Source organism: Yoonia sp. D2-7 (assembly GCF_055809435.1).
In genome coordinates, this window is sequence record NZ_CM147912.1 from 2,774,439 (window position 1) to 2,793,858 (window position 19,420).

15 protein-coding genes are annotated in these 19,420 nt (G+C 56.7%); 9 read left to right on the forward strand and 6 right to left on the reverse strand.

The window, feature by feature from the left end; genetic code table 11:
* Window positions 1-3: 3 nt before the first annotated feature.
* The 3 genes from AC0L7R_RS13730 to AC0L7R_RS13740 all read right to left on the reverse strand — a co-directional run bounded on the left by AC0L7R_RS13730 (window position 4) and on the right by AC0L7R_RS13740 (window position 2,867).
* On the reverse strand, window positions 4-1,314 hold the full coding sequence (locus tag AC0L7R_RS13730) for a TRAP transporter large permease subunit (RefSeq protein WP_473657423.1): 1,311 nt from the start codon (window positions 1,312-1,314) through the stop codon (window positions 4-6).
* Window positions 1,311-1,805 carry a TRAP transporter small permease subunit gene (locus AC0L7R_RS13735; protein ID WP_473657424.1) on the reverse strand — a complete coding sequence of 165 codons (495 nt, stop codon included), beginning with the start codon at window positions 1,803-1,805 and terminating at the stop codon, window positions 1,311-1,313. The genes AC0L7R_RS13730 and AC0L7R_RS13735 overlap by 4 nt, the downstream gene beginning before the upstream one ends.
* Before the next feature lie 72 nt (window positions 1,806-1,877).
* Window positions 1,878-2,867, reverse strand: coding sequence for a TRAP transporter substrate-binding protein DctP (locus AC0L7R_RS13740; protein WP_473657426.1), 990 nt, complete (start codon window positions 2,865-2,867; stop codon window positions 1,878-1,880).
* 151 nt (window positions 2,868-3,018) lie between these two features.
* On the opposite strand from AC0L7R_RS13740, the gene AC0L7R_RS13745 reads away from it, so the two are divergent.
* On the forward strand, window positions 3,019-3,798 hold the full coding sequence (locus tag AC0L7R_RS13745) for an FCD domain-containing protein (protein WP_473657427.1): 780 nt from the start codon (window positions 3,019-3,021) through the stop codon (window positions 3,796-3,798).
* Window positions 3,799-3,805: 7 nt separating this feature from the next.
* Here AC0L7R_RS13745 and manD read toward each other — a convergent pair whose 3' ends face one another.
* Window positions 3,806-5,032, reverse strand: a complete 1,227-nt coding sequence (manD, locus tag AC0L7R_RS13750) for a D-mannonate dehydratase ManD (protein ID WP_473657428.1) — start codon at window positions 5,030-5,032, stop codon at window positions 3,806-3,808.
* 11 nt (window positions 5,033-5,043) lie between these two features.
* Window positions 5,044-6,171: a Gfo/Idh/MocA family oxidoreductase gene (locus AC0L7R_RS13755; RefSeq protein ID WP_473657429.1), complete on the reverse strand. Its 1,128-nt coding sequence runs from the start codon at window positions 6,169-6,171 to the stop codon at window positions 5,044-5,046.
* A gap of 254 nt (window positions 6,172-6,425) precedes the next feature.
* Here AC0L7R_RS13755 and AC0L7R_RS13760 point away from each other — a divergent pair, with 254 nt between their 5' ends.
* From AC0L7R_RS13760 to AC0L7R_RS13770, 3 genes are all read left to right on the forward strand, one after another.
* Window positions 6,426-8,876 carry a heavy metal translocating P-type ATPase gene (locus tag AC0L7R_RS13760; protein ID WP_473657431.1) on the forward strand — a complete coding sequence of 817 codons (2,451 nt, stop codon included), beginning with the start codon at window positions 6,426-6,428 and terminating at the stop codon, window positions 8,874-8,876.
* The gene (gene cueR, locus AC0L7R_RS13765; protein ID WP_348108595.1) at window positions 8,873-9,265 is read left to right on the forward strand and encodes a Cu(I)-responsive transcriptional regulator; all 393 of its coding nucleotides are present in this window, start codon (window positions 8,873-8,875) and stop codon (window positions 9,263-9,265) included. Before AC0L7R_RS13760 ends, cueR begins: the two co-directional genes overlap by 4 nt.
* A 68-nt stretch (window positions 9,266-9,333) precedes the next feature.
* Complete coding sequence (locus AC0L7R_RS13770; protein WP_473657432.1) at window positions 9,334-12,243, forward strand: AMP-binding protein; 2,910 nt, start codon at window positions 9,334-9,336, stop codon at window positions 12,241-12,243.
* Here the strand turns inward: AC0L7R_RS13770 and AC0L7R_RS13775 are convergent.
* Entirely contained in the window at window positions 12,221-12,985 is a 765-nt protein-coding gene (locus AC0L7R_RS13775; protein ID WP_473657434.1) for an SDR family NAD(P)-dependent oxidoreductase, read from the reverse strand. The genes AC0L7R_RS13770 and AC0L7R_RS13775 overlap by 23 nt on opposite strands.
* A 222-nt stretch (window positions 12,986-13,207) precedes the next feature.
* Here AC0L7R_RS13775 and AC0L7R_RS13780 point away from each other — a divergent pair, with 222 nt between their 5' ends.
* From AC0L7R_RS13780 to AC0L7R_RS13800, 5 genes are all read left to right on the forward strand, one after another.
* Window positions 13,208-13,792: an ANTAR domain-containing response regulator gene (locus AC0L7R_RS13780; RefSeq protein WP_247125926.1), complete on the forward strand. Its 585-nt coding sequence runs from the start codon at window positions 13,208-13,210 to the stop codon at window positions 13,790-13,792.
* Window positions 13,789-14,922, forward strand: a complete 1,134-nt coding sequence (locus tag AC0L7R_RS13785; protein WP_473657435.1) for an ABC transporter substrate-binding protein — start codon at window positions 13,789-13,791, stop codon at window positions 14,920-14,922. The genes AC0L7R_RS13780 and AC0L7R_RS13785 overlap by 4 nt, the downstream gene beginning before the upstream one ends.
* A gap of 260 nt (window positions 14,923-15,182) precedes the next feature.
* Window positions 15,183-16,556, forward strand: a complete 1,374-nt coding sequence (locus tag AC0L7R_RS13790; protein ID WP_473657436.1) for an ABC transporter substrate-binding protein — start codon at window positions 15,183-15,185, stop codon at window positions 16,554-16,556.
* 107 nt (window positions 16,557-16,663) lie between these two features.
* A complete protein-coding gene (locus AC0L7R_RS13795) occupies window positions 16,664-17,737 on the forward strand; it encodes an ABC transporter permease (protein ID WP_247125920.1) in 1,074 nt (357 codons plus the stop codon).
* 5 nt (window positions 17,738-17,742) lie between these two features.
* Window positions 17,743-19,419, forward strand: coding sequence for a nitrate ABC transporter ATP-binding protein (locus AC0L7R_RS13800; RefSeq protein ID WP_473657437.1), 1,677 nt, complete (start codon window positions 17,743-17,745; stop codon window positions 19,417-19,419).
* The last annotated feature ends 1 nt before the right edge of the window (window position 19,420 follow it).

Genomic DNA, 19,420 nt, shown 5'->3' on the forward strand with positions numbered 1-19,420 from the left:
AGCCTAGTTAATTGTGTCGGGCATCAATTGGCGGGGCAGCCAAAGCGCGATTTCAGGGAACAGAATGATCAGCAACAAAATCGCCAACATCGGCAGTAGGATAATCACCACCTCGCGCATCACCTGCACGACATTCATGCCGCCAATAGAGGCCGAGATCAACAAACACAGCCCGTAAGGCGGGGTCACCAAACCAAAAGCCAGCGACACAATCCCGATGATCGCAAATACAACCGGATGGATGTCTGCCGCGGTCGCGACAGGCAACAGCACGGTGCCCAAAATGATGATCGTGGGGATCGCATCAATGAACAGACCAAAGAACAGGAACAAACCGGCGATCACCAAAGCCGTGCCAAAGGTGCCAAACTGCCAAGCCGTCATCGTATCCACGACCAATTGCGGCACGTGATAAAACGCGAGCAACCAGCCAAACGCCGACGCCGACCCAATCGCGAACAGTGAAATCGACGCAAAACGGCCTGTGTCATAAAAGATGTGACCAAGGTCTTTGACGGTCACGGTCCGGTAGACAAACATGCCCAAAATCAACGAATACCCCGCCGCAATAATCGCGCTTTCCGTCGGGGTGACGACGCCGCCGACGATACCACCAATCACAAGGATCGGGGTCAACATCGCCAAGAAGGCGCCCTTAAAGGCAGTTACAATATCGCTGAAACTTGGCTTCCCGATGATCGGGTAGTTGTAGACCTTTGCGTAGCCATAAACCGTCGCCATCAAGGCTAAACCGATCATGATGCCGGGCACAGCACCCGCCAAAAACAACGCCCCGACAGAGGTTTGCATCACGCCCCCCCAGACGATCATCAGGATCGAAGGCGGGATAATCACGCCCATCACGGACGAACAGGCGGTGATCGCGATTGCAAAGCGGCGGTCGTAACCTTCTTTGATCATCGCAGGGATCAGGATTTTACCACAACCGGCAGCGTCCGCTGTGGATGATCCGGAAATGCCCGCGAACAACATCGACACGGCGACGTTCACATGTCCCAATCCGCCGGGCATCCAGCCGGTCAACACGCGGGCCAAATCGATCAACTTGTCTGTCACCTTCCCTGAATTCATCAGGTTTGCAGCCAAAAGGAAGAACGGCACAGCCAACAGAATGAACGAATTGTAAGACTGGAACATCCGGTCAAGCACGATGAACGGGGTCAGACGCAGCTCCATCACCACAATCGGGACCGTGGAAATCGCCAGCGCAAACGCGACAGGCACCCGCAGCGCGACCAGAAGGATGAAACCGCCAACCAGAATGGCGCAGGCAAGACCTGTTGAAATAATCATGCCGCTGCCTTCTTCGAATTTTTGTAAGTCTGGACTGCTTCATACAGTCGGTAGCCCGTGAAAACGGTCCACAATACGCCCGCGATGGGCACAGAAATATAGGTGATCATCATATTGGCCCGCATCATCGTCGAATTCTGGATGTAGCCGAATTCAGCATATTCCACGCCGTACCACGCAAATATCAAAGCAAACCCAAGGATCATCAGCAGGACAAATCCATCCTGAAGCAACTTCAGGAATGGACGTTTCGCATCAGGGATCACACGCACATCAAAATGCGTCCCGTCCCACACGGCAATCATGGCACCGATCATCACGGCCCAAACGAAGATGAACGTCGCCAGTTCTTCGGTCCATAAAAAGACAGGGATCACGCCGGTATAACGTGCCAAAACCTGCATCCCGACAGGGATCGCAAGCGCTGCAATCAGAAGGCCCAGCAACACCCGCAGGCCATCGCAAAGGCGGTCCAAAAAACGTCCAATCATATTGGGGGTCCGTTCTAGAAAAAGAACCACCGGCGCCCCGAAAGACGCCGGCAGTAGGGAGATTAGGAACGTTTATTGGTCGCGGATCGCTGCAAGCAGATCAGTCGCGCCCAGCTCTGCGGCATAGGCGTCCTGCACAGGGATCACCATTTCCAGCAGCGCATCACGGCCTTCGAATTCTGCAACAACAACCTGACCGGCGTCGATCATCTCTTGCATCTTTTCGCCATCTTGGCCGCTTTCCAACGCGCGACCAAATGCACCCGCTTCGGCACCTGCTTCCAGAACAGCTGCCTTCAGATCGTCAGACAAAGCGCTGAATGTGCTTTCGGACATCACCAAAGGACGCACTGTGATCGCGTGCTTTGTCAGCGTGATATTCGGGGCCACTTCGTAGAACTTCAGGTTCTGGATCGACGCCGCTTCGTTTTCGAAACCGGCAATCACGCCCGTCTGGATCGCGTTGTAAACTTCGTTGTAGGCAATCGCCGAAGGTGCAGCCGTCAGTGCGTTAAAGATTTGCGCCTGAATAGGGGCACCCATCACGCGCATCTTGTGACCAGCAAGCTCTTCAAGGTTCGTGATTGGTTCTGCAGAGGCAAGGTTACGCACACCGCCACCCGCATAGCCGATCACGCGGATGTTCGCTTTCTCCAACAGTTCAGCTTCAAGCGGGGCCATCACGCCGCTGGACAGTGCTGTGTTCCAGTGGTCCAGATCGCGGAACAGGAACGGCATGTCCATCAACGGAATAGACGGGGCAAATGTCGCCATGTTGGACGGGGCCATGATCGCGAAATCGATCGCAACGCCTTGCTGCAGGAAAGTGACAAAATCGCTTTCGTCGCCAAGTTCACCGTTCAGGCTTAGATCAAATGTGACGTCTTCGGCTTTTTCGCCAACCAGACGTTCGAATTCGCGCAATGTCTTTGTGTAGGCGTGTTCTTCGTCGAACATGCTGGCACCACGCAACGCAGTTTCAGCAGCAGCGGACGTGGCGGTCATGGCCGCAACAGAGACAGCACCGATCAAAAGGGCTTTCATAGATTTAAAGTTAAACACAGGTTTCCTCCCAGAACTTCATCGCCCGCTGGTGGCAACGCGCCCCAGCAGTACAATCATGTGGTTCGCGCAGTTGTTCAGATTCGGTAAAATTTGTAAACACTTGTAAACGCACTGCCAAAAATTGCAGCATGTTTGGAAAGAATCCGCTATGAAACACAGCGCCAACCACATCGCGTCACGGCACAAGGAGACCTACGTCATACCCCATTCGATCCTGCCCCCCGTGTCAGAAGCACCACCTGCGACAAACGACAGGTCCCTTTCAGATCAGGCCTACGAAAGCGTGTTAGCGATGATTGTCGCGGGTGATTTCCCCGCCGGACAAAAGCTGCCAACAGAACACGCGCTCAGCGATCAGTTAAAAGTCTCGCGTCCCATTTTACGCCGTGCTTTGAAACAGTTACGCGAAGACGGCGTGATCGTATCCCGCCAAGGATCGGGGTCATTTGTGCAGCGACGCCCCGAAGGTGTGATGCTGGATTTTGCGCCTGTAGGGTCCATCGCCGACATCCAACGGACGTTCGAATTTCGCGCCGCCATCGAAGGTGAAGCCGCCTATATCGCCGCCCAGCGCCGGACCGAAGATGACCTCGTTCGGCTCAAACAGGCGCTCGATCAGCTTGATCGCTGTGTAGTGTCAGGCAAGCTGGGTGTGGACGACGACGAACGGTTTCACGTCGCTGTTTGTGCAGCATCCGACAACAAATATTTCCTCGCCGCGCGCAGTTCGATGCAATCCAACATCCTGACAGGCATGAATCTAACCCGCAGCTTGTCACTGACCAAAACGCAGGCGCGCCTCGAACTGGTGCAAGCGGAACATCACGCGATCTATGACGCCCTTGTCGCGGGCGACGCGGACGCAGCACGGGACGCGATGCGCGACCATGTCAACAACGCGCGCCAACGGGTTTTTGAAGGGACCTAGCGCCGCGCTAGTAGTCCCACATCGTACCATCTTCCAGCCGAACAATCGGGTGACTACCCGCTTTGTAACTATACTGCGCTGCCTCTTCTTCGTTGAACTCGACCCCAAGACCGGGCGCATCACTGACGTAGAACATCCCGTTCTCAAGGAAATGATCAGACGGGAAAAGGGCGTCGCACTCCGGCGTGCCAAGCACCAGATATTCCTGAATGCCAAAATTCGGCGCCCAGACGTTCAGATGGGCCTGCGCCGCCATCGAAATCGGCGAATGGCTCGGTGCGCCGTGAAAACCCGTTCGCACATTATGCAACCCAGCCAGATCAACGATCCGCTTTGCATGGGTAATGCCGCCTGCATAGGTCACGCTGACACGGATGAAATCAATCAGGTTCTGTTCAATCAGCTTGTTACATTCCCAGATCGAATTGAAGACTTCGCCAATCGCAACAGGCACCGTGGAATGCTGGCGCAGCAGCTTCAACGCGTCTTGGTCTTCGGCGGGGGTTGGGTCTTCGAGCCAGAACAGATCGACGGGTTCAACCGCCTTTGCAAAAGCAGCCGCCTCGCGCGGGGTCAGCCGATGATGGACGTCGTGCAAAATCTTTAACTCAGGCCCGAAACGTTCGCGGATTTGCATCAAGGCATCCGGCATATAGCGCATGTAACGTCCCGTATCCCAGACTTCGACCTTGGGATGAATACCGCTGAAATCCGTGATGTAATTCGCAACGTCCCCTTTGGTTTCCGACACGCCGTAACCCGCCGTCGGCATCCCCGGAATACCGCATTGCACACGCACGGCTTTGTACCCTTGGTCGACATAATGCTGGACAGAGGTCATCAGATCATCCAGATCAGCCCCCGTCGCATGGGCGTAAACCATTGCAGCGGCACGGCTTTTCCCACCAAACAACTGATACACTGGCATATTCGCCAGCTTACCCTTGATGTCCCAAAGCGCCATATCAATCGCGCCAAACGCAGCCATCGCAATCGGACCTTTGCGGAAATAAGCGCCGCGATACATGAACTGCCAGATGTCTTCGCTATTGCGCGGGTCCATCCCGATGATCGCCGGGATCAGGTAGTCTTGCAGGTACGCGGCAGGCAACGTTTCACGGTTATTCAGCGTGCCGTCGCCCAGTCCGTAGACACCTGCATCGGTCATAATCTTGACGGTGACGTAATTCTTACCCGGCCCGCCCACGAAGACCTTCGCGCCTGTGATTTTCATCGTGGTCTTCCTTATGCCAAGCCCGTCACATCGGTCCAACCGTCCGATTTCCGGATGATATCAATGATCTGCTGAAATTGCGCGCCTTGAACAAATGTCGGATAAGGTGCGACCTGTTCACCCCTGATATCGCGCACCAATTCACGAGCAAGGTAATGCCAGCATTGCTCAGTCTCGCCTGCCACATCGGGGTTCGCATCCACGATATCCTGCGGTAGCGGCAGGTCCGTCCATTTGCCGTCGCTGCCGTAATGCGACAGCTGACTAGTGCCGTAATGGCCCTTCAGATAGATCGCGCCCTTTGTGCCGTAGAAGATGATGTGATCATCTTGGAACCGCGGCACAAGCCCGCCATGTTTGAAAAGCACAGAAACAGGTTTGGCGGCGAACGGCCCAGCCAGTTTGGCAAGAACCGCATAGGACCACTCCACATCGCTATCGCCCCACTTGAGCGTCGGATCGTTCAGGTCCTTGGGAATGAAATCGCGCCGCGTCATGAAGTTATGCACGCCGTCCACAATTGGCGCACGCCCCAGATCATCGCGGACATCGCCCATGATTTGCAGGATTTGATCCCCCACAACGGACGTCACAATCGCAAGCGAATGGGTAAAGTTGTTATTCAGCCGCCCGCCCCCAGCGTCCTTGCTATGGGACCACCCAAACGGAATGTTGCGATCAAGATTGAAGTGCGAAATGCTCTCGACCTCAGTCGGCTCGCCAATCGCGCCTTCGGCCACGAGCCGTTTCGCGTGCAGCACGCTCGGCGTGTAGCGGAAACTAGCGGCATAGGCGGTTTTAACGCCTGCCTTCTCAGCCAGATCGCGCAGCTCCACCGCAGTCTCCCCGCTATGGGTCATCGGTTTATCGCAGAACACATGACAACCAGCCGCAATCGCCTGTTTGATCGGTTCCACATGCGCACCACCCGGCGTGGCGATTGATACGATATCCGGCTTACAGATCTCCAATGCAGCCTGCCAATCGGTCCCGGCAAACGGAATATCCATCTTGGCGGAGACATCTTTGACGACGTTTTCCGTGCGACCAACCATGCCGACAACCTCGGCCCCCGCCCCGCGAAATGCGTCTGCGTGACCTTGTCCCGCGAACCCCGTGCCTGCGATCAGGACTTTCAAATTACGCCCCATAGGTTGACGCAAGACTTAGACAAAGTGACTGCAGTGAACGCTTAGACACACTGACCTCCCAATTCGGTGTTGATCGGCCCAACGCTCCCCCGCGCTTGGGTTTATGGATTCTAGTATACCAGATTGGCGGGCGATTTGTCACCAGACTTTCATTTCGTCGCAAAAGATCATCTATCGCCCTTGACCTTCCAGTGACTGGAAGCCCTATATCCCTTCGTGATCATCACACGAAAGCAATCACAATGAACGACCCGCAAACTCTGACCCTTGGCGTCAAACAGCTTAGCTGTGCATCCTGCGTGGGGCGCGCCGAAACGGCTTTGCGTGCGGTCACTGGTGTCGTGGTGGCAGACGTCAACCTTGCAGCGGAAACCGCAAAACTGCAGGTCTCACCAGATTTCACAGCCACCGATGCTGTCGCCGCTCTCGACACGGCTGGCTACCCCGCAGCCTTAAACACCACACGCTTCACGGTCGAAAACCTAAGCTGCGCATCCTGCGTCGGCCGCGTTGAACGCGCCGTCTCGGATGTGCCGGGCGTTGTGTCCGCCGCCGCGAACCTCGCGAATGATGAACTGACCGTGGTTTCTGTGGACGCACATATCACACCTTCAGTCACAGCCGCCGCCGCAAAAGCCGGATACCCCGTCACACTGATCGCAGACGATCACCCCGCCCCCGATGACACCAAAGCCGCAGAGGCCGCGACCCTGAAGCAGATGACCGTCATCGCCGCGATGCTCACCCTGCCTGTCTTTATCCTCGAAATGGGCGGTCACATGATCCCCGCGTTCCACCATTGGGCGATGTCCACCATCGGAATGGGCACCAGTTGGACCGTGCAATTCGTGCTGACCACCATCGTGCTGGCGTGGCCCGGGCGGCAGTTCTTCATCAAAGGCATCCCTGCCCTTGCCAAAGCTGCGCCCGATATGAACAGCATCGTCGCACTTGGGTCCGGGGCTGCGTGGACCTTTTCCACCGTCGCGCTTTTCGCGCCCGCCATTTTGCCGGATGGTACACAAACCGTGTATTTTGAGGCGGCAGCAGTCATCGTCACGCTCATCCTGCTCGGACGATATCTAGAGGCACGCGCCAAAGGCCGCACCGGCGACGCCATTCGCAAACTGGTCAAACTCAGTCCGCAAACCGCCCTTGTTGAACGCGATGGCACCTTCACCCCCACAGATGTCGACAGCATCATTACCGGCGACATCATCCAAACCCGCCCCGGCGAACGGATCGCGGTCGATGGCACAGTGACCGCAGGCACATCCTACGTGGACGAAAGCATGATCACGGGCGAACCCGTACCCGTCGAAAAAACTGCAGGGGCAGCTCTGGTCGGCGGCACGATCAATGGCAACGGGGCGTTGACTTACACGGCGACAAAGGTGGGTGCCGACACCACTTTGGCACAGATCATCCGCATGGTGTCCGACGCACAAGGTGCCAAACTGCCGATCCAAGATCTGGTCAACCGCATCACCCTATGGTTCGTCCCCGCAGTCATGGCGATTGCGTGCCTGACGATCATCGTATGGCTGGTCTTTGGCCCATCGTTTAGCTTTGCATTGGTCGCAGGCGTCGCGGTCCTGATCATCGCCTGCCCCTGTGCAATGGGGTTGGCGACACCAACGTCAATCATGGTCGGCACGGGACGGGCGGCAGAGTTGGGCGTTCTTTTCCGGCGCGGCACCGCGCTGCAAACGCTCAGCCAAGTGCAGACGGTCGCTTTTGATAAAACGGGCACATTGACCAAAGGCCGCCCCGAACTGACTGATTTTGAAACCGTGAATGGCTTTACGCATGACGACGTGCTGCGACTTGTGGCCTCTGTCGAAGCGCAATCCGAACATCCCATCGCCGCCGCCATCGTGCGTGCAGCAAAAGCGCTGGACCTGACCCTGACACCCCCCGACGATTTCACGGCGATCACAGGGTACGGTGCCAATGCAACCGTCGACGGCCACGAAATACTCGTCGGCGCGGACCGCCTAATGACACGCGAACAGATCGCAATTGACGTCCCGCACACAAAGTTCGGCGAACAAGGCAAATCACCGCTCTATGCTGCAATCGACGGCAAACTGGCAGCTATCATCGCGGTCGCTGATCCGATCAAACCCAGCAGCAAGGCGGCAATCGCAGCCCTGCATGACCTTGGCCTATCCGTCGCAATGATCACCGGCGATAACGGGGCCACCGCACAGGCCATCGCATCCCAGCTGAACATCGACACCGTCGTGGCAGAGGTCCTGCCCGATGGCAAAGTCGCCGCGATCCAAACCTTGCAGCAAAACGGCACACAGACCGCATTTGTCGGGGACGGTATCAACGACGCGCCCGCTTTGGCCGCATCAGACGTCGGCATCGCCATCGGCACAGGCACCGACATCGCCATTGAAGCCGCCGACGTCGTACTCATGTCGGGCGATCTGCGCGGCGTCGTCAACGCGCTGCACCTCAGTCAGAAAACCATGCGCAATATCAAGCAAAACCTGTTCTGGGCGTTCGGATACAACGCGCTTCTGATCCCAGTCGCGGCAGGCGTTTTTTACCCGCTTTTCAATCTGTTGTTGTCCCCCGCGCTCGCGGCCGGCGCGATGGCACTTTCCAGCGTTTTTGTCGTCACCAACGCGTTACGACTGCGCTGGGTCAACGCCCCCATGGCAGAGGACGTACGCCCATGAATATCGGAGACGTCGCAAAACGCACCGATCTACCGCCCAAAACGATCCGCTATTACGAAGACATCGGGTTGATCAAACCGCAACGCGACGCCAACGGGTATCGCAGTTTTCAGGACGCCGATATTCACAAACTGGCCTTCATCGGACGGTCCCGCGCCTTAGGCTTCACGATCGACGACTGCCGCAATCTATTGGCGCTTTGGGATGACAAAGACAGGGCTAGCGGCGACGTGCGCGCCATAGCCAAACAACACCTTGCTCAGATCGAAAACAAGATCGCGGATTTGCAATCGATCCACGATACACTGTCGACCTTAGTGACCAAATGCGCAGGTGATGACCGCCCCGATTGCCCGATCTTAGAAACGCTCGAAACCCTGCCGCGATAACCCGCCACTCCGCTTAACATCTGTGCAACTTTTCGCCCACCTCGTCCATTCGGTCGAGAGGTGCCGCTTTGATATTGCCAATCCCCACGTTTTTCGCGATGCAGTCTCCACACATTCGCACAATGTCGCAAATCGCGGACAAAGTGACGCTTTCGGAGCCTGCATTTTTGACCCAATTCGTACCCGGCCACCACACCATCCCAGACCAAATCACCAAAGCCATTGCAAAATACGCAGAAGCCACAGCTTTTGCTGACGCCGATCTTTGCCTGACATATGGCGACATCGCAGCGCTCGCCCACGCCCTGAAGGCAGATCTTCCCGCCCACGGTCCCGTGGCTGTTTTTGGCAAGCCTTCATCAGTATTTGGGGCCGCAACGACGGCCTGCATCGTGATGGGCCGCCCCTTTGTGCACCTTGATCCGGCCATGCCCACAGACGTTCTGGCCAATATCCTTGCCGAACTGGAAACCAAAACTGTCTTGCAATGCCAACCCGCCAAAGACGGGCAATTGCCAGCTGGCTGCGACTTGATCGATATCCCGCAAATCATCTCCGAACGCGCACCCGCCCCTGACGGCGCAATCGAAGCCGGGAACGTAAAATCGGACGATGCGATCTACATCGTCGCGACCTCAGGCACGACAGGCAAACCAAAGTGCATCCCCGTCACGCAAGAAGCCGCATTCTTGTCCTACGCATGGCGCGACGCCTACACGCCCTACTCGCCGGGCCAATCAATCGGGGCCTATATCTTTGCGATCTGGGAAATGTTTCGGCCCCTCCGCGATGGCGCCCGCGTCTGCTTTCCAACCTTCGAACAACTGCTGAACCCGCGCGAATTGGCGGCATTCCTGATCGAACACAACATTTCCGAGATGCTGTTCACGCCGTCCGCGCTGGACAAAACGTTGCAAGCATCGACCTCGGATATGATGCAAAACGTGCCGCTGAAACGGATCATCCTCAACGGCGAAGTTGTCACCGACGCCCTGATCGCAGCCGCGCAGGAAAAGCTGCTGAATGCCACGCTTTGGAACCTCTACAGCATCTGCGAAACCCACGACATCGCGATGACCAACGTCTCGACAACCGACCGCAGCGCTGGCGCCGTTGGCGTCGCAATGCCCTACCTGCGCCCCGTCATCTTGGACGATAACGACGTCCCTTGCCCCACGGGCACCCCCGGTTTGCTACATTTCGAAGGGCCGCGCACGTTGGGGCCCGGTTACGTCAACCGCCCGCAAGAAACGGCACTGCGGTTCCGCAACCTGACGCTTGATGGTCAAGAGACACGGCTCTACGACACCGGCGATCAAGGCTTCGTCGACGAAGACGGCATGATCCACGTTTTGGGCCGCGTGGCGCATATGCTGAAACTGCGCGGGCACAGCATCCAGACCCAAGACCTAACGGCATCCTTGGCTAGCTTTATCGGCTTTCAACAGGCGGTCCCATGGATCCAGGACGTCGCGGGCCAAGGCAACGCCTTGGTGTTCTATTACGCAGCCAACGCCGCGCAAACGACTGATAACGCCGCGAAATGGGGCCTCAACGCGGGCGAAAACCGTATTCCGCCCGCGTTGGCCAAGGCGTTGCGCAAAGCCCTGCCCGCCTATTGCATCCCCAGCTATCTGGTCGCTCTGCCCGAAATCCCGATCAATACGGTGTCCGGAAAATGCGATTTCAAAGCACTGCCCAAGGTCGCGGGCGCACAGGCGCAAACCACTGAAACGGACACACGCGCGACCGTGTCCGAAGCGGCCAAAGCGCTTGGATGCACGGCCGACATGATCGACCCGAGCCTATCCTTTCATGATCTCGGCGGGGATTCACTGATGGCAGTGACGCTCGTTCTCGCGCTTGAAACCGCCTATGGCCGTCGGGTCGATTTCGATTTTGCGTTGAATGTCCCGCTCGACCGTTTGCATAACATCCTGACCGAACCGATGATCACGCCAAAGCCGGACAGCACATTCGACACCCCCGGCATATTGCTGACAGGGGCGACCGGATTTCTGGGGCGTCACGTGCTCACAGCAGCAGCCAAATCATTGCCGGACGATCACGTCATCTATTGCCTCGTGCGCCCCAAACGGCGGGACGCGTCGGACCGCATGCGTGACATCGCGTCCGACAGCGGCGTGCCATTGAGCCGGATCAGGATCATCACCGCAGCACTGGAAGACCCGCAATTTGGGCTACCAACACCCCAATATCAATCGCTCTGCGATGCCACACAAAGCGTGGTGCATTGCGCCGCGATGGTGAACCTCGCCGTGGATCGTGACACGATGGAAGATTGGTCAAAGGGCGGCATGGAAAACATCCTGCAGTTCTGCAAGGACGCGCAGGCCGATTTGCGGTTCTCGTCCACCTCTGCGGTGTTCCCTGACACAGGCGGGCGACACGCCGAAACAGCAACGAACGTCTACGACAATTGTGGCGGCTATGGTGCCGCAAAAATCGCGGCCGAAGCGTTGATCGCGGCCTCCGGTGTTCCGTCCACCATCGTGCGGCTTCCGTCGCTCTACAGCGTCACGCAGCCGAACCCGAACGACATTTACGAGACTATCATGACAGCCTGCCGCGCGATCCATGCGGTACCCGATGGCCTGATGTTCCGCATGATTGATGTGCAGCACGCCGCGCAGTTCTTAACAGAGGTCGGGCAGACCCACGAGACCGGAACCTACAACCTGACACCCGACATTTGGGCCACTGGTGAAGACACTGCATATACGACACTGCCACTGCAAACGTGGTTGGACAAAGCACCGCTCAGCGACGCGCAGAAAGCGCTGATTGCCGCCGATCTGTCCGTCTTGCACGCCGACGCGACCCTTTCCCACGAAAAGGCGCAGGCGGCATGGCAGGCCATATCTGACCTGCCTTTTGATCACATCAGCGACCCCACCGCATTGCTAAACGCACGGTTTGGCCGCGACGCGGTACCTACCAAAGCGATCCCGCGTTGACCTGAATATCTTCCATCGTGATGGCGCGACCAGCGTCGCTGACCAAGAACGCAACGAGATCAGCGATTTCGGACGGCTGGACCAACGCGCCTTGCGGATTGGACGCCTCGTATTTGGCCTGCACCTCTGCACGGGTGGCACCCGTATCTGCAATTTCCTGATCGACAAATTGCTTCAGCATCTCGGTTTCGACCCACGTCGGGCTGATGCTTGTGCAGGTCACGCCATGTACCGCGCCTTCCAGGCTGACACATCGACCAAGCCCCAAAAGGCCCGCTTTCGACGTACAGTAGGCAGCGTTATCGGGCATCCCGTTGTGGGCCGCCACCGACGCCAGATTGATGATCCGGCCAAATTTCTGCGCAACCATCCCCGGCATCACGGCACGGATCATTTTGAACGTACCAGTCAGGTTTGTATCAATGGTGTCATCCCAAATCTGGTCAGAATGGCCAATAACGGGGGCTTCTTCATACACTCCGGCAGTATTCACCAAAATATCGACACGCCCGTGATCTGCTACGACCTTTTCAACAAAGGCTGCCACGCTCGCACTGTCACGCACATCTAGTCCAGCGACCGCAATAGGTGCGCCGATCTGTTCATGTAGCTCGGCCACAGCTGCGGGATCATTGCCGCGCCGCGCCCCGATGCAGACAGTTGTGCCCGCAGCATGAAGCCGCTTTGCAATCGCAAGTCCCATACCGGACAGGCCGCCCGTGATAATTGCCACTTTCGTCATTGCTGATCCATCCATGTACTGATTGGGGATAATTATGGGTTCGGTATGCGCAGAACGCTTTCAAAGTACAACCAATGGTTCACTGTCGCCCGATCTCGCATATGACCAAAAAATGTGCGTTTCGCCCAAAATCCTAGCGTCCCGTCGCGCACGCAAAATCGAAGGCCTGAAACACAGGTCCGCCTCTCGTGTTTGCCGCTCCTGTGGGACACATCTGGCCCCATGCAAATGGCCACCCGTATTCTTGTCGTCGAACCCGACCCCGAAAAAGCACGCGAAATTATCGACGCGCTTGTAGATGGTGGCTGGCCCGACGTGACCGTCATAGGCCAAACCACCGGACTGGCCGAAGCCGTCCGCACGTCATCCCCCGACATCGTGCTGATCGATATCGCTAATCCTGACCGCGACACGCTGGAACATCTCAGCCTGATCTCCGACACCAAGGCCCGCGCCGTCGCCATGTTTGTCGATCAAACTGACGAAGGACTAACCCAAGCGGCCCTGAACGCCGGCGTCAGCGCCTATGTCGTGGACGGTCTGCAAAAGAACCGGATCAAACCCGTGTTGGAAACGGCCATCGCCCGTTTTCAGATCATGCGTAAAATGCAGTCCGAACTGTCCGCCGCGAAACAAGCGCTGGAGGACCGCAAAACGATCGACCGCGCCAAGGGCATCCTGATGCGGCAACGCAAACTGGACGAAGACGCGGCCTACGCGCTACTGCGCAAAACCGCGATGGACCAAAACCGCAAGGTGATCGACGTCGCATCGGCGCTCGTGACGGCGGCGGACCTGCTATCATGAAGGGACACGTTCTAAATTGCGGCTACCTGCCACTTGTTGACTGCGCCCCGCTGCTGATTGCAAAGGAATTGGGCTTTGCCGCTGAAGAAGGGCTTGATCTGCGGCTGATCAAGCAACCCTCTTGGTCGGCGCTGCGCGATAACCTGATCCTTGGGCAGTTGGATGCGGCCCAGATGCTGGCACCGATGCCCATTGCACTACGGCTTGGCATCGGCGGGGTCCGCGCCGACGTCGATGTGCTGTCAGTGCTTTCCGTCAACGGCACGGTCTTCGGGCTGAGCCAAGCGTTGATCTCGGCACTTGCCCCCGTCCCCTACGGCGATCCTGACGCAATCCTTGCCAAACTGGCACAGCACGGCAAAACGCTGCGGATCGGCGTGCCATTTCATGCATCCACGCATAGGCTACTACTCTCTTACCTGCTCGCGCGTTGTCCTGAAATTAAGACCGATGTCATCACAGTACCGCCGCCGCGCATGGCCGCAGCAATTGCTGACGGACAAGTTGATGCGTTTTGGGTCGGCGAACCATGGGGCAGCGTTGCTGTCAAAAACAATGCAGCGGCTATCGTCCTGACAGGATCGCAAATCTGGTCCTTCGCGCCGGAAAAAGTGCTGGCAGCGCGGTCCAATTGGGTAACCGACAACCCCGAACCGACACGTGCATTGATGCGGGCGACCTACAAAGCGGGACAATGGCTCGGCCAACGCAGCAACGCGGCCTTGGCCGTCGATATCCTTGCACGCAGCGAACATCTCGATTTGACCGACGACCTGATTGATCCGGGCATCAGCGGTGAAGTGACACTTGATCCAACCATAGGCCCCCGCCACATCGACAACTTCTTACTGTTCTTCCGGAACGCGTCGCAGTTCCCGTGGCGCAGTCAGGCCGCGTGGATCGCAACCCAGCTTGGGGCCGACGATAATAGCATCGCAGAAGCGAAACGGTGCTTCCGCAGCGATCTGTACCGCGAAAACCTGGGCAGCCTTGGTGTTGATCTTCCCGGTGCATCCGAAAAAGTCGAAGGGGCGCTTGCCCACGAGACCGCGGTCGCATCAACCCGTGGAAACATGATTCTCGGGCCTGATGCCTTTTTCGATGGCAAAACTTTCGATTTTCACGGCTAAAACCGCACAGTTTTTAGGCAACCTCTGCACCGCAGCAGATTCAAGCGCTGCATTGCAGAATCCACGTTGAAGTTCCGACACCAAGCCCGCAAATTATCTTCAAGGGGCATCGAAGCCCGTTACGCGCACAGACCAACGATGGTGGTGCAGCATTCAGAGCAAAGCCGCTCGTATGGACTACGGATCTCCTCCCCCGTGTCCCTACGTGCGGCTTTTTTCGTTTTCAAAGGTCTAACAGGGCCGCCAACAAGGACAGATAAATGAAGACTTCTTTTGCTTTCACACTTGCCACGCTGGCCAGTCTTATGGGGTCCACCGCGACGGCCCAATTGCTTGAACTGGAAAAGGACGAACTGACGTTCGGCTTTATCAAACTGACAGATATGGCCCCGCTTGCCATCGCCTATGAACTTGGCTTCTTCGAAGATGAAGGTCTGTTTGTGACGCTGGAAGCCCAAGCAAACTGGAAAGTATTGCTTGATGGTGTGATTGGCGGTCAGTTGGACGGCGCGCACATGTTGGCTGGTCAGCCACTGGCAGCGACAATCGGCTACGGCACCGAAGCACACATCATCACACCATTTTCCATGGACTTGAACGGTAACGCGATCACCGTCTCCAACGAAATCTGGGAAGAAATGAAGCCGAACGTTCCGATGATGGACAACGGCCTGCCACAACACCCGATCAGCGCCGAAGCATTGGCACCCGTCGTCGAAGATTACAAAGACCAAGGTATCCCATTCAACATGGGCATGGTTTTCCCTGTCTCTACACACAACTACGAAATCCGCTACTGGTTGGCAGCTGGTGGTCTTGAGCCGGGTTATTATTCCCCTGAAGACATCTCCGGTCAGATCGGCGCAGACGTTCTGTTGTCTGTGACACCTCCACCACAAATGCCCGCAACAATGGAAGCCGGTACAATCTACGGCTACGCAGTGGGCGAACCATGGAACCAGCAAGCTGTGTTCAAAGGCATCGGCGTTCCGGTCATCACCGACTACGACATGTGGAAGAACAACCCTGAAAAGGTCTTCGGTATCACAGACGAATTCGCCGAAGAAAACCCGAACACAACAATCGCACTAACCAAAGCTTTGATCCGCGCCGCGATGTGGTTGGACGAAAACGACAACGCCAACCGCGAAGAAGCCGTGGAAATCCTGTCACGCTCTGAATACGTCGGTGCAGACGCCGAAGTGATCGCAAACTCTATGACTGGCTTCTTCGAGTTCGAAAAAGGCGACGTGCGCCCTGCTCCGGACTTCAACGTGTTCTTCCGCTACAACGCGACATACCCGTTCAAATCCGATGCGATCTGGTACCTGACACAGATGCGCCGCTGGGGTCAGATTTCTGAACCGAAGTCCGACGAATGGTTCATCGAAACAGCTGAATCTGTCTACCGTTCCGACATCTACCTTGATGCGGCCCGCGCGCTGGTCGACGACGGCATGGCGAACGAAGCTGACTTCCCATGGGACAGCGACGGTTTCAAAGCACCAACACCAGCCGCTGACATCATCGACGGCATCGGCTTCGACGGTCGCACACCAAACGCCTACATCGACAGCCTGCCAATTGGCTTGAAGGGCGACCAGATCGTGGTCGGCTCCGAAATCCAAGGCTAATCGCCCCTAAATCTGCACCGCGCTGTCACGACGGCGCGGTGCACGCATTGTGCACGTGTTGTGCACGCATTGTGACATCACATTTTTCGCCCCAATGAGGCTTTGACATGACCGCCATCGATCCCGAAACACTTTCCTCCGAAGCCCGCCGCGCGCGGCTTTTCACCCGGATCAACACCGCAGATAAGTGGTTTCAGGTGCTGGGTCTGGCATGGGTCACACCGATCCTCAAAGCAGCAGCAGGCGACAACCCCAAAGCACAGCTTGGCGAAATCTGGCGCCTGTTGGGCGTCCCATTGCTGGCGATTTTCCTATTCTTAGGCGCGTGGGCAGCCCTTGCACCAAAGGTTCAAACATCACTGGGCGCGGTACCCGGACCTGCACAGGTTTGGGAACAAGTCGGTAACTTGCACGCAGACGCGGTACGCGAAGGCGAAAAAGAAGTCGCCTTCTACGAACGCCAAGAACAGCGCAACGCCGACCTCGTAGCAAACGGCCAAGCTGACCGCGTGAAAGAGCGGACTTATACTGGGAAACCAACGTATTACGACCAAATCTGGACGTCGATCAAAACCGTCTTCTTCGGCTTCCTGATCGCATCCGCTTTCGCCATTCCGCTGGGCATCGCCGCTGGTTTGTCGGCCACAGCCAACGCCGCGCTGAACCCGCTGATCCAGATATTCAAACCCGTCTCACCGCTCGCATGGTTGCCCATCGTGACCATGATCGTGTCGGCGGTTTATGCCAGCAATGACGGCATGTTCTCGAAATCCTTCCTGATCTCCGCGATCACCGTGACGCTCTGTTCGCTGTGGCCAACGTTGATCAACACGTCCCTAGGTGTGGCATCCATCGACAAAGACCTTGTCAGCGTGTCCCGCGTTCTGAAAATGAACACATGGACCAAGATCACAAAACTGGTTCTGCCATCTGCTTTGCCCCTTATTTTCACAGGTTTGCGCCTGTCCTTGGGTGTGGGCTGGATGGTTCTGATCGCCGCTGAAATGCTGGCCCAGAACCCCGGTCTTGGTAAATTTGTCTGGGACGAATTCCAGAACGGGTCTTCCCAATCTCTCGCCAAAATCATGGTTGCTGTGTTCACCATCGGGATCATCGGCTTCCTGCTCGACCGTGTGATGTTCGCGCTGCAATCCATGTTCACATTCTCGAATAACCGGTGATTGATATGAGCATTCTCGAATTCAAGAACGTCTCAAAAAGCTTTGGCACAGGCACTCACGCCAGCCACGTTTTGAAGAACATTGATCTGACTGTCGAAGAAGGTGAATTCCTTGTTTTGCTTGGCTTTTCCGGCACAGGCAAAACGACACTGATCAATCTGATGGCGGGGTTAGAAACCCCGACATCGGGCGAAGTGACCTTCAAAGGCAAGCAGATCAAAGAACCCGGTCGTGAACGCGGCGTGATCTTCCAAAGCTATTCACTGATGCCGTGGCTGACCGTGAACGGCAACGTGATGCTGGCCGTCGATACGATGTTCCCGAACTTGTCCAAGGACGAACGTCAGGCGAAGGTTGATCACTACGTCAAAATGGTGGGCCTCAGCCACGCTGCGACGCGCCGCCCCGCTGAATTGTCGGGTGGTATGCGCCAGCGTGTGAACGTGGCGCGCGCGCTTGCGATGGACCCTGAAATGCTGTTGCTCGACGAACCGCTGTCCGCGCTTGACGCGCTGACACGCGCCAATCTGGCGGACGAAATCGAAGGCATTTGGTCTGAAGATAAAAAAACCTGCGTCCTGATCACCAACGACGTGGACGAAGCCATTTTGCTGGCCGACCGGATCATCGCGCTGAACCCTGACGGGACCTTGGGCGAAAAGTTCAAAGTCGACCTTCAGCGCCCCCGCGACCGCATGGAAATGAACAACAACGACACGTTCAAACGCCTACGTGCGGATGTGACGACTTACCTGATGGATATCGGCATTGCCGCGAAAACGGCTGACACGAAGCTGTTGCCAAACGTCACGCCGATCCATTCTGTCCCTGCCGCTGTTCTCAAGGCCCAAGAAGGCGGGATCGAAGAAAAGTACCTCAACTTCAGTCAGTTGGACAAAGTATACCCTACGCCAAAAGGTCCATTGACCGTTGTTGAAAACTTCGATCTGAAGGTGGAAAAGGGCGAATTCATCAGCCTGATCGGCCATTCTGGTTGCGGCAAATCCACTGTCCTGACGATGGCCGCTGGCCTGAACGACATCTCTAAAGGTGCGATCAAACTGGATGGCTGGAACGTCGAAGGTGCCGATCCCGAACGCGCCGTTGTGTTCCAATCGCCAAACCTGTTCCCTTGGCTAACCGCCAAGGAAAACGTCGCGATTGGCGTTGACAAAGTTTACCCAAAAGCCAGCCAAGCGGAACGCCAAGATGTCATTGAATATTACCTTGAGCGCGTCGGTCTCGCTGACAGTATGGATAAGGGAGCCGCGTCGCTTTCCAACGGAATGAAGCAACGTGTGGGCATCGCCCGCGCTTTTGCTTTGTCCCCGAAGCTGCTGCTTTTGGATGAACCGTTCGGCATGCTCGACAGTCTCACACGGTGGGAACTGCAAGAGGTGCTGATGGAAGTGTGGTCGCGCACGAAAGTCACGGCGATCTGTGTGACGCATGACGTGGACGAAGCCATTTTGCTGGCAGACCGCGTTGTGATGATGACCAACGGCCCACAGGCGACAATCGGGAAAATCACAGACGTGAAACTGCCACGTCCACGCACCCGCAAGGCTCTGCTCGAACACCCCGATTACTACACGTACCGTCAGGAAGTCCTCGATTTCCTTGAAGAATACGAACACGGCGCAAAGCCGAAACCCAAAGCCACAGCGATTGCGGCGGAGTAAA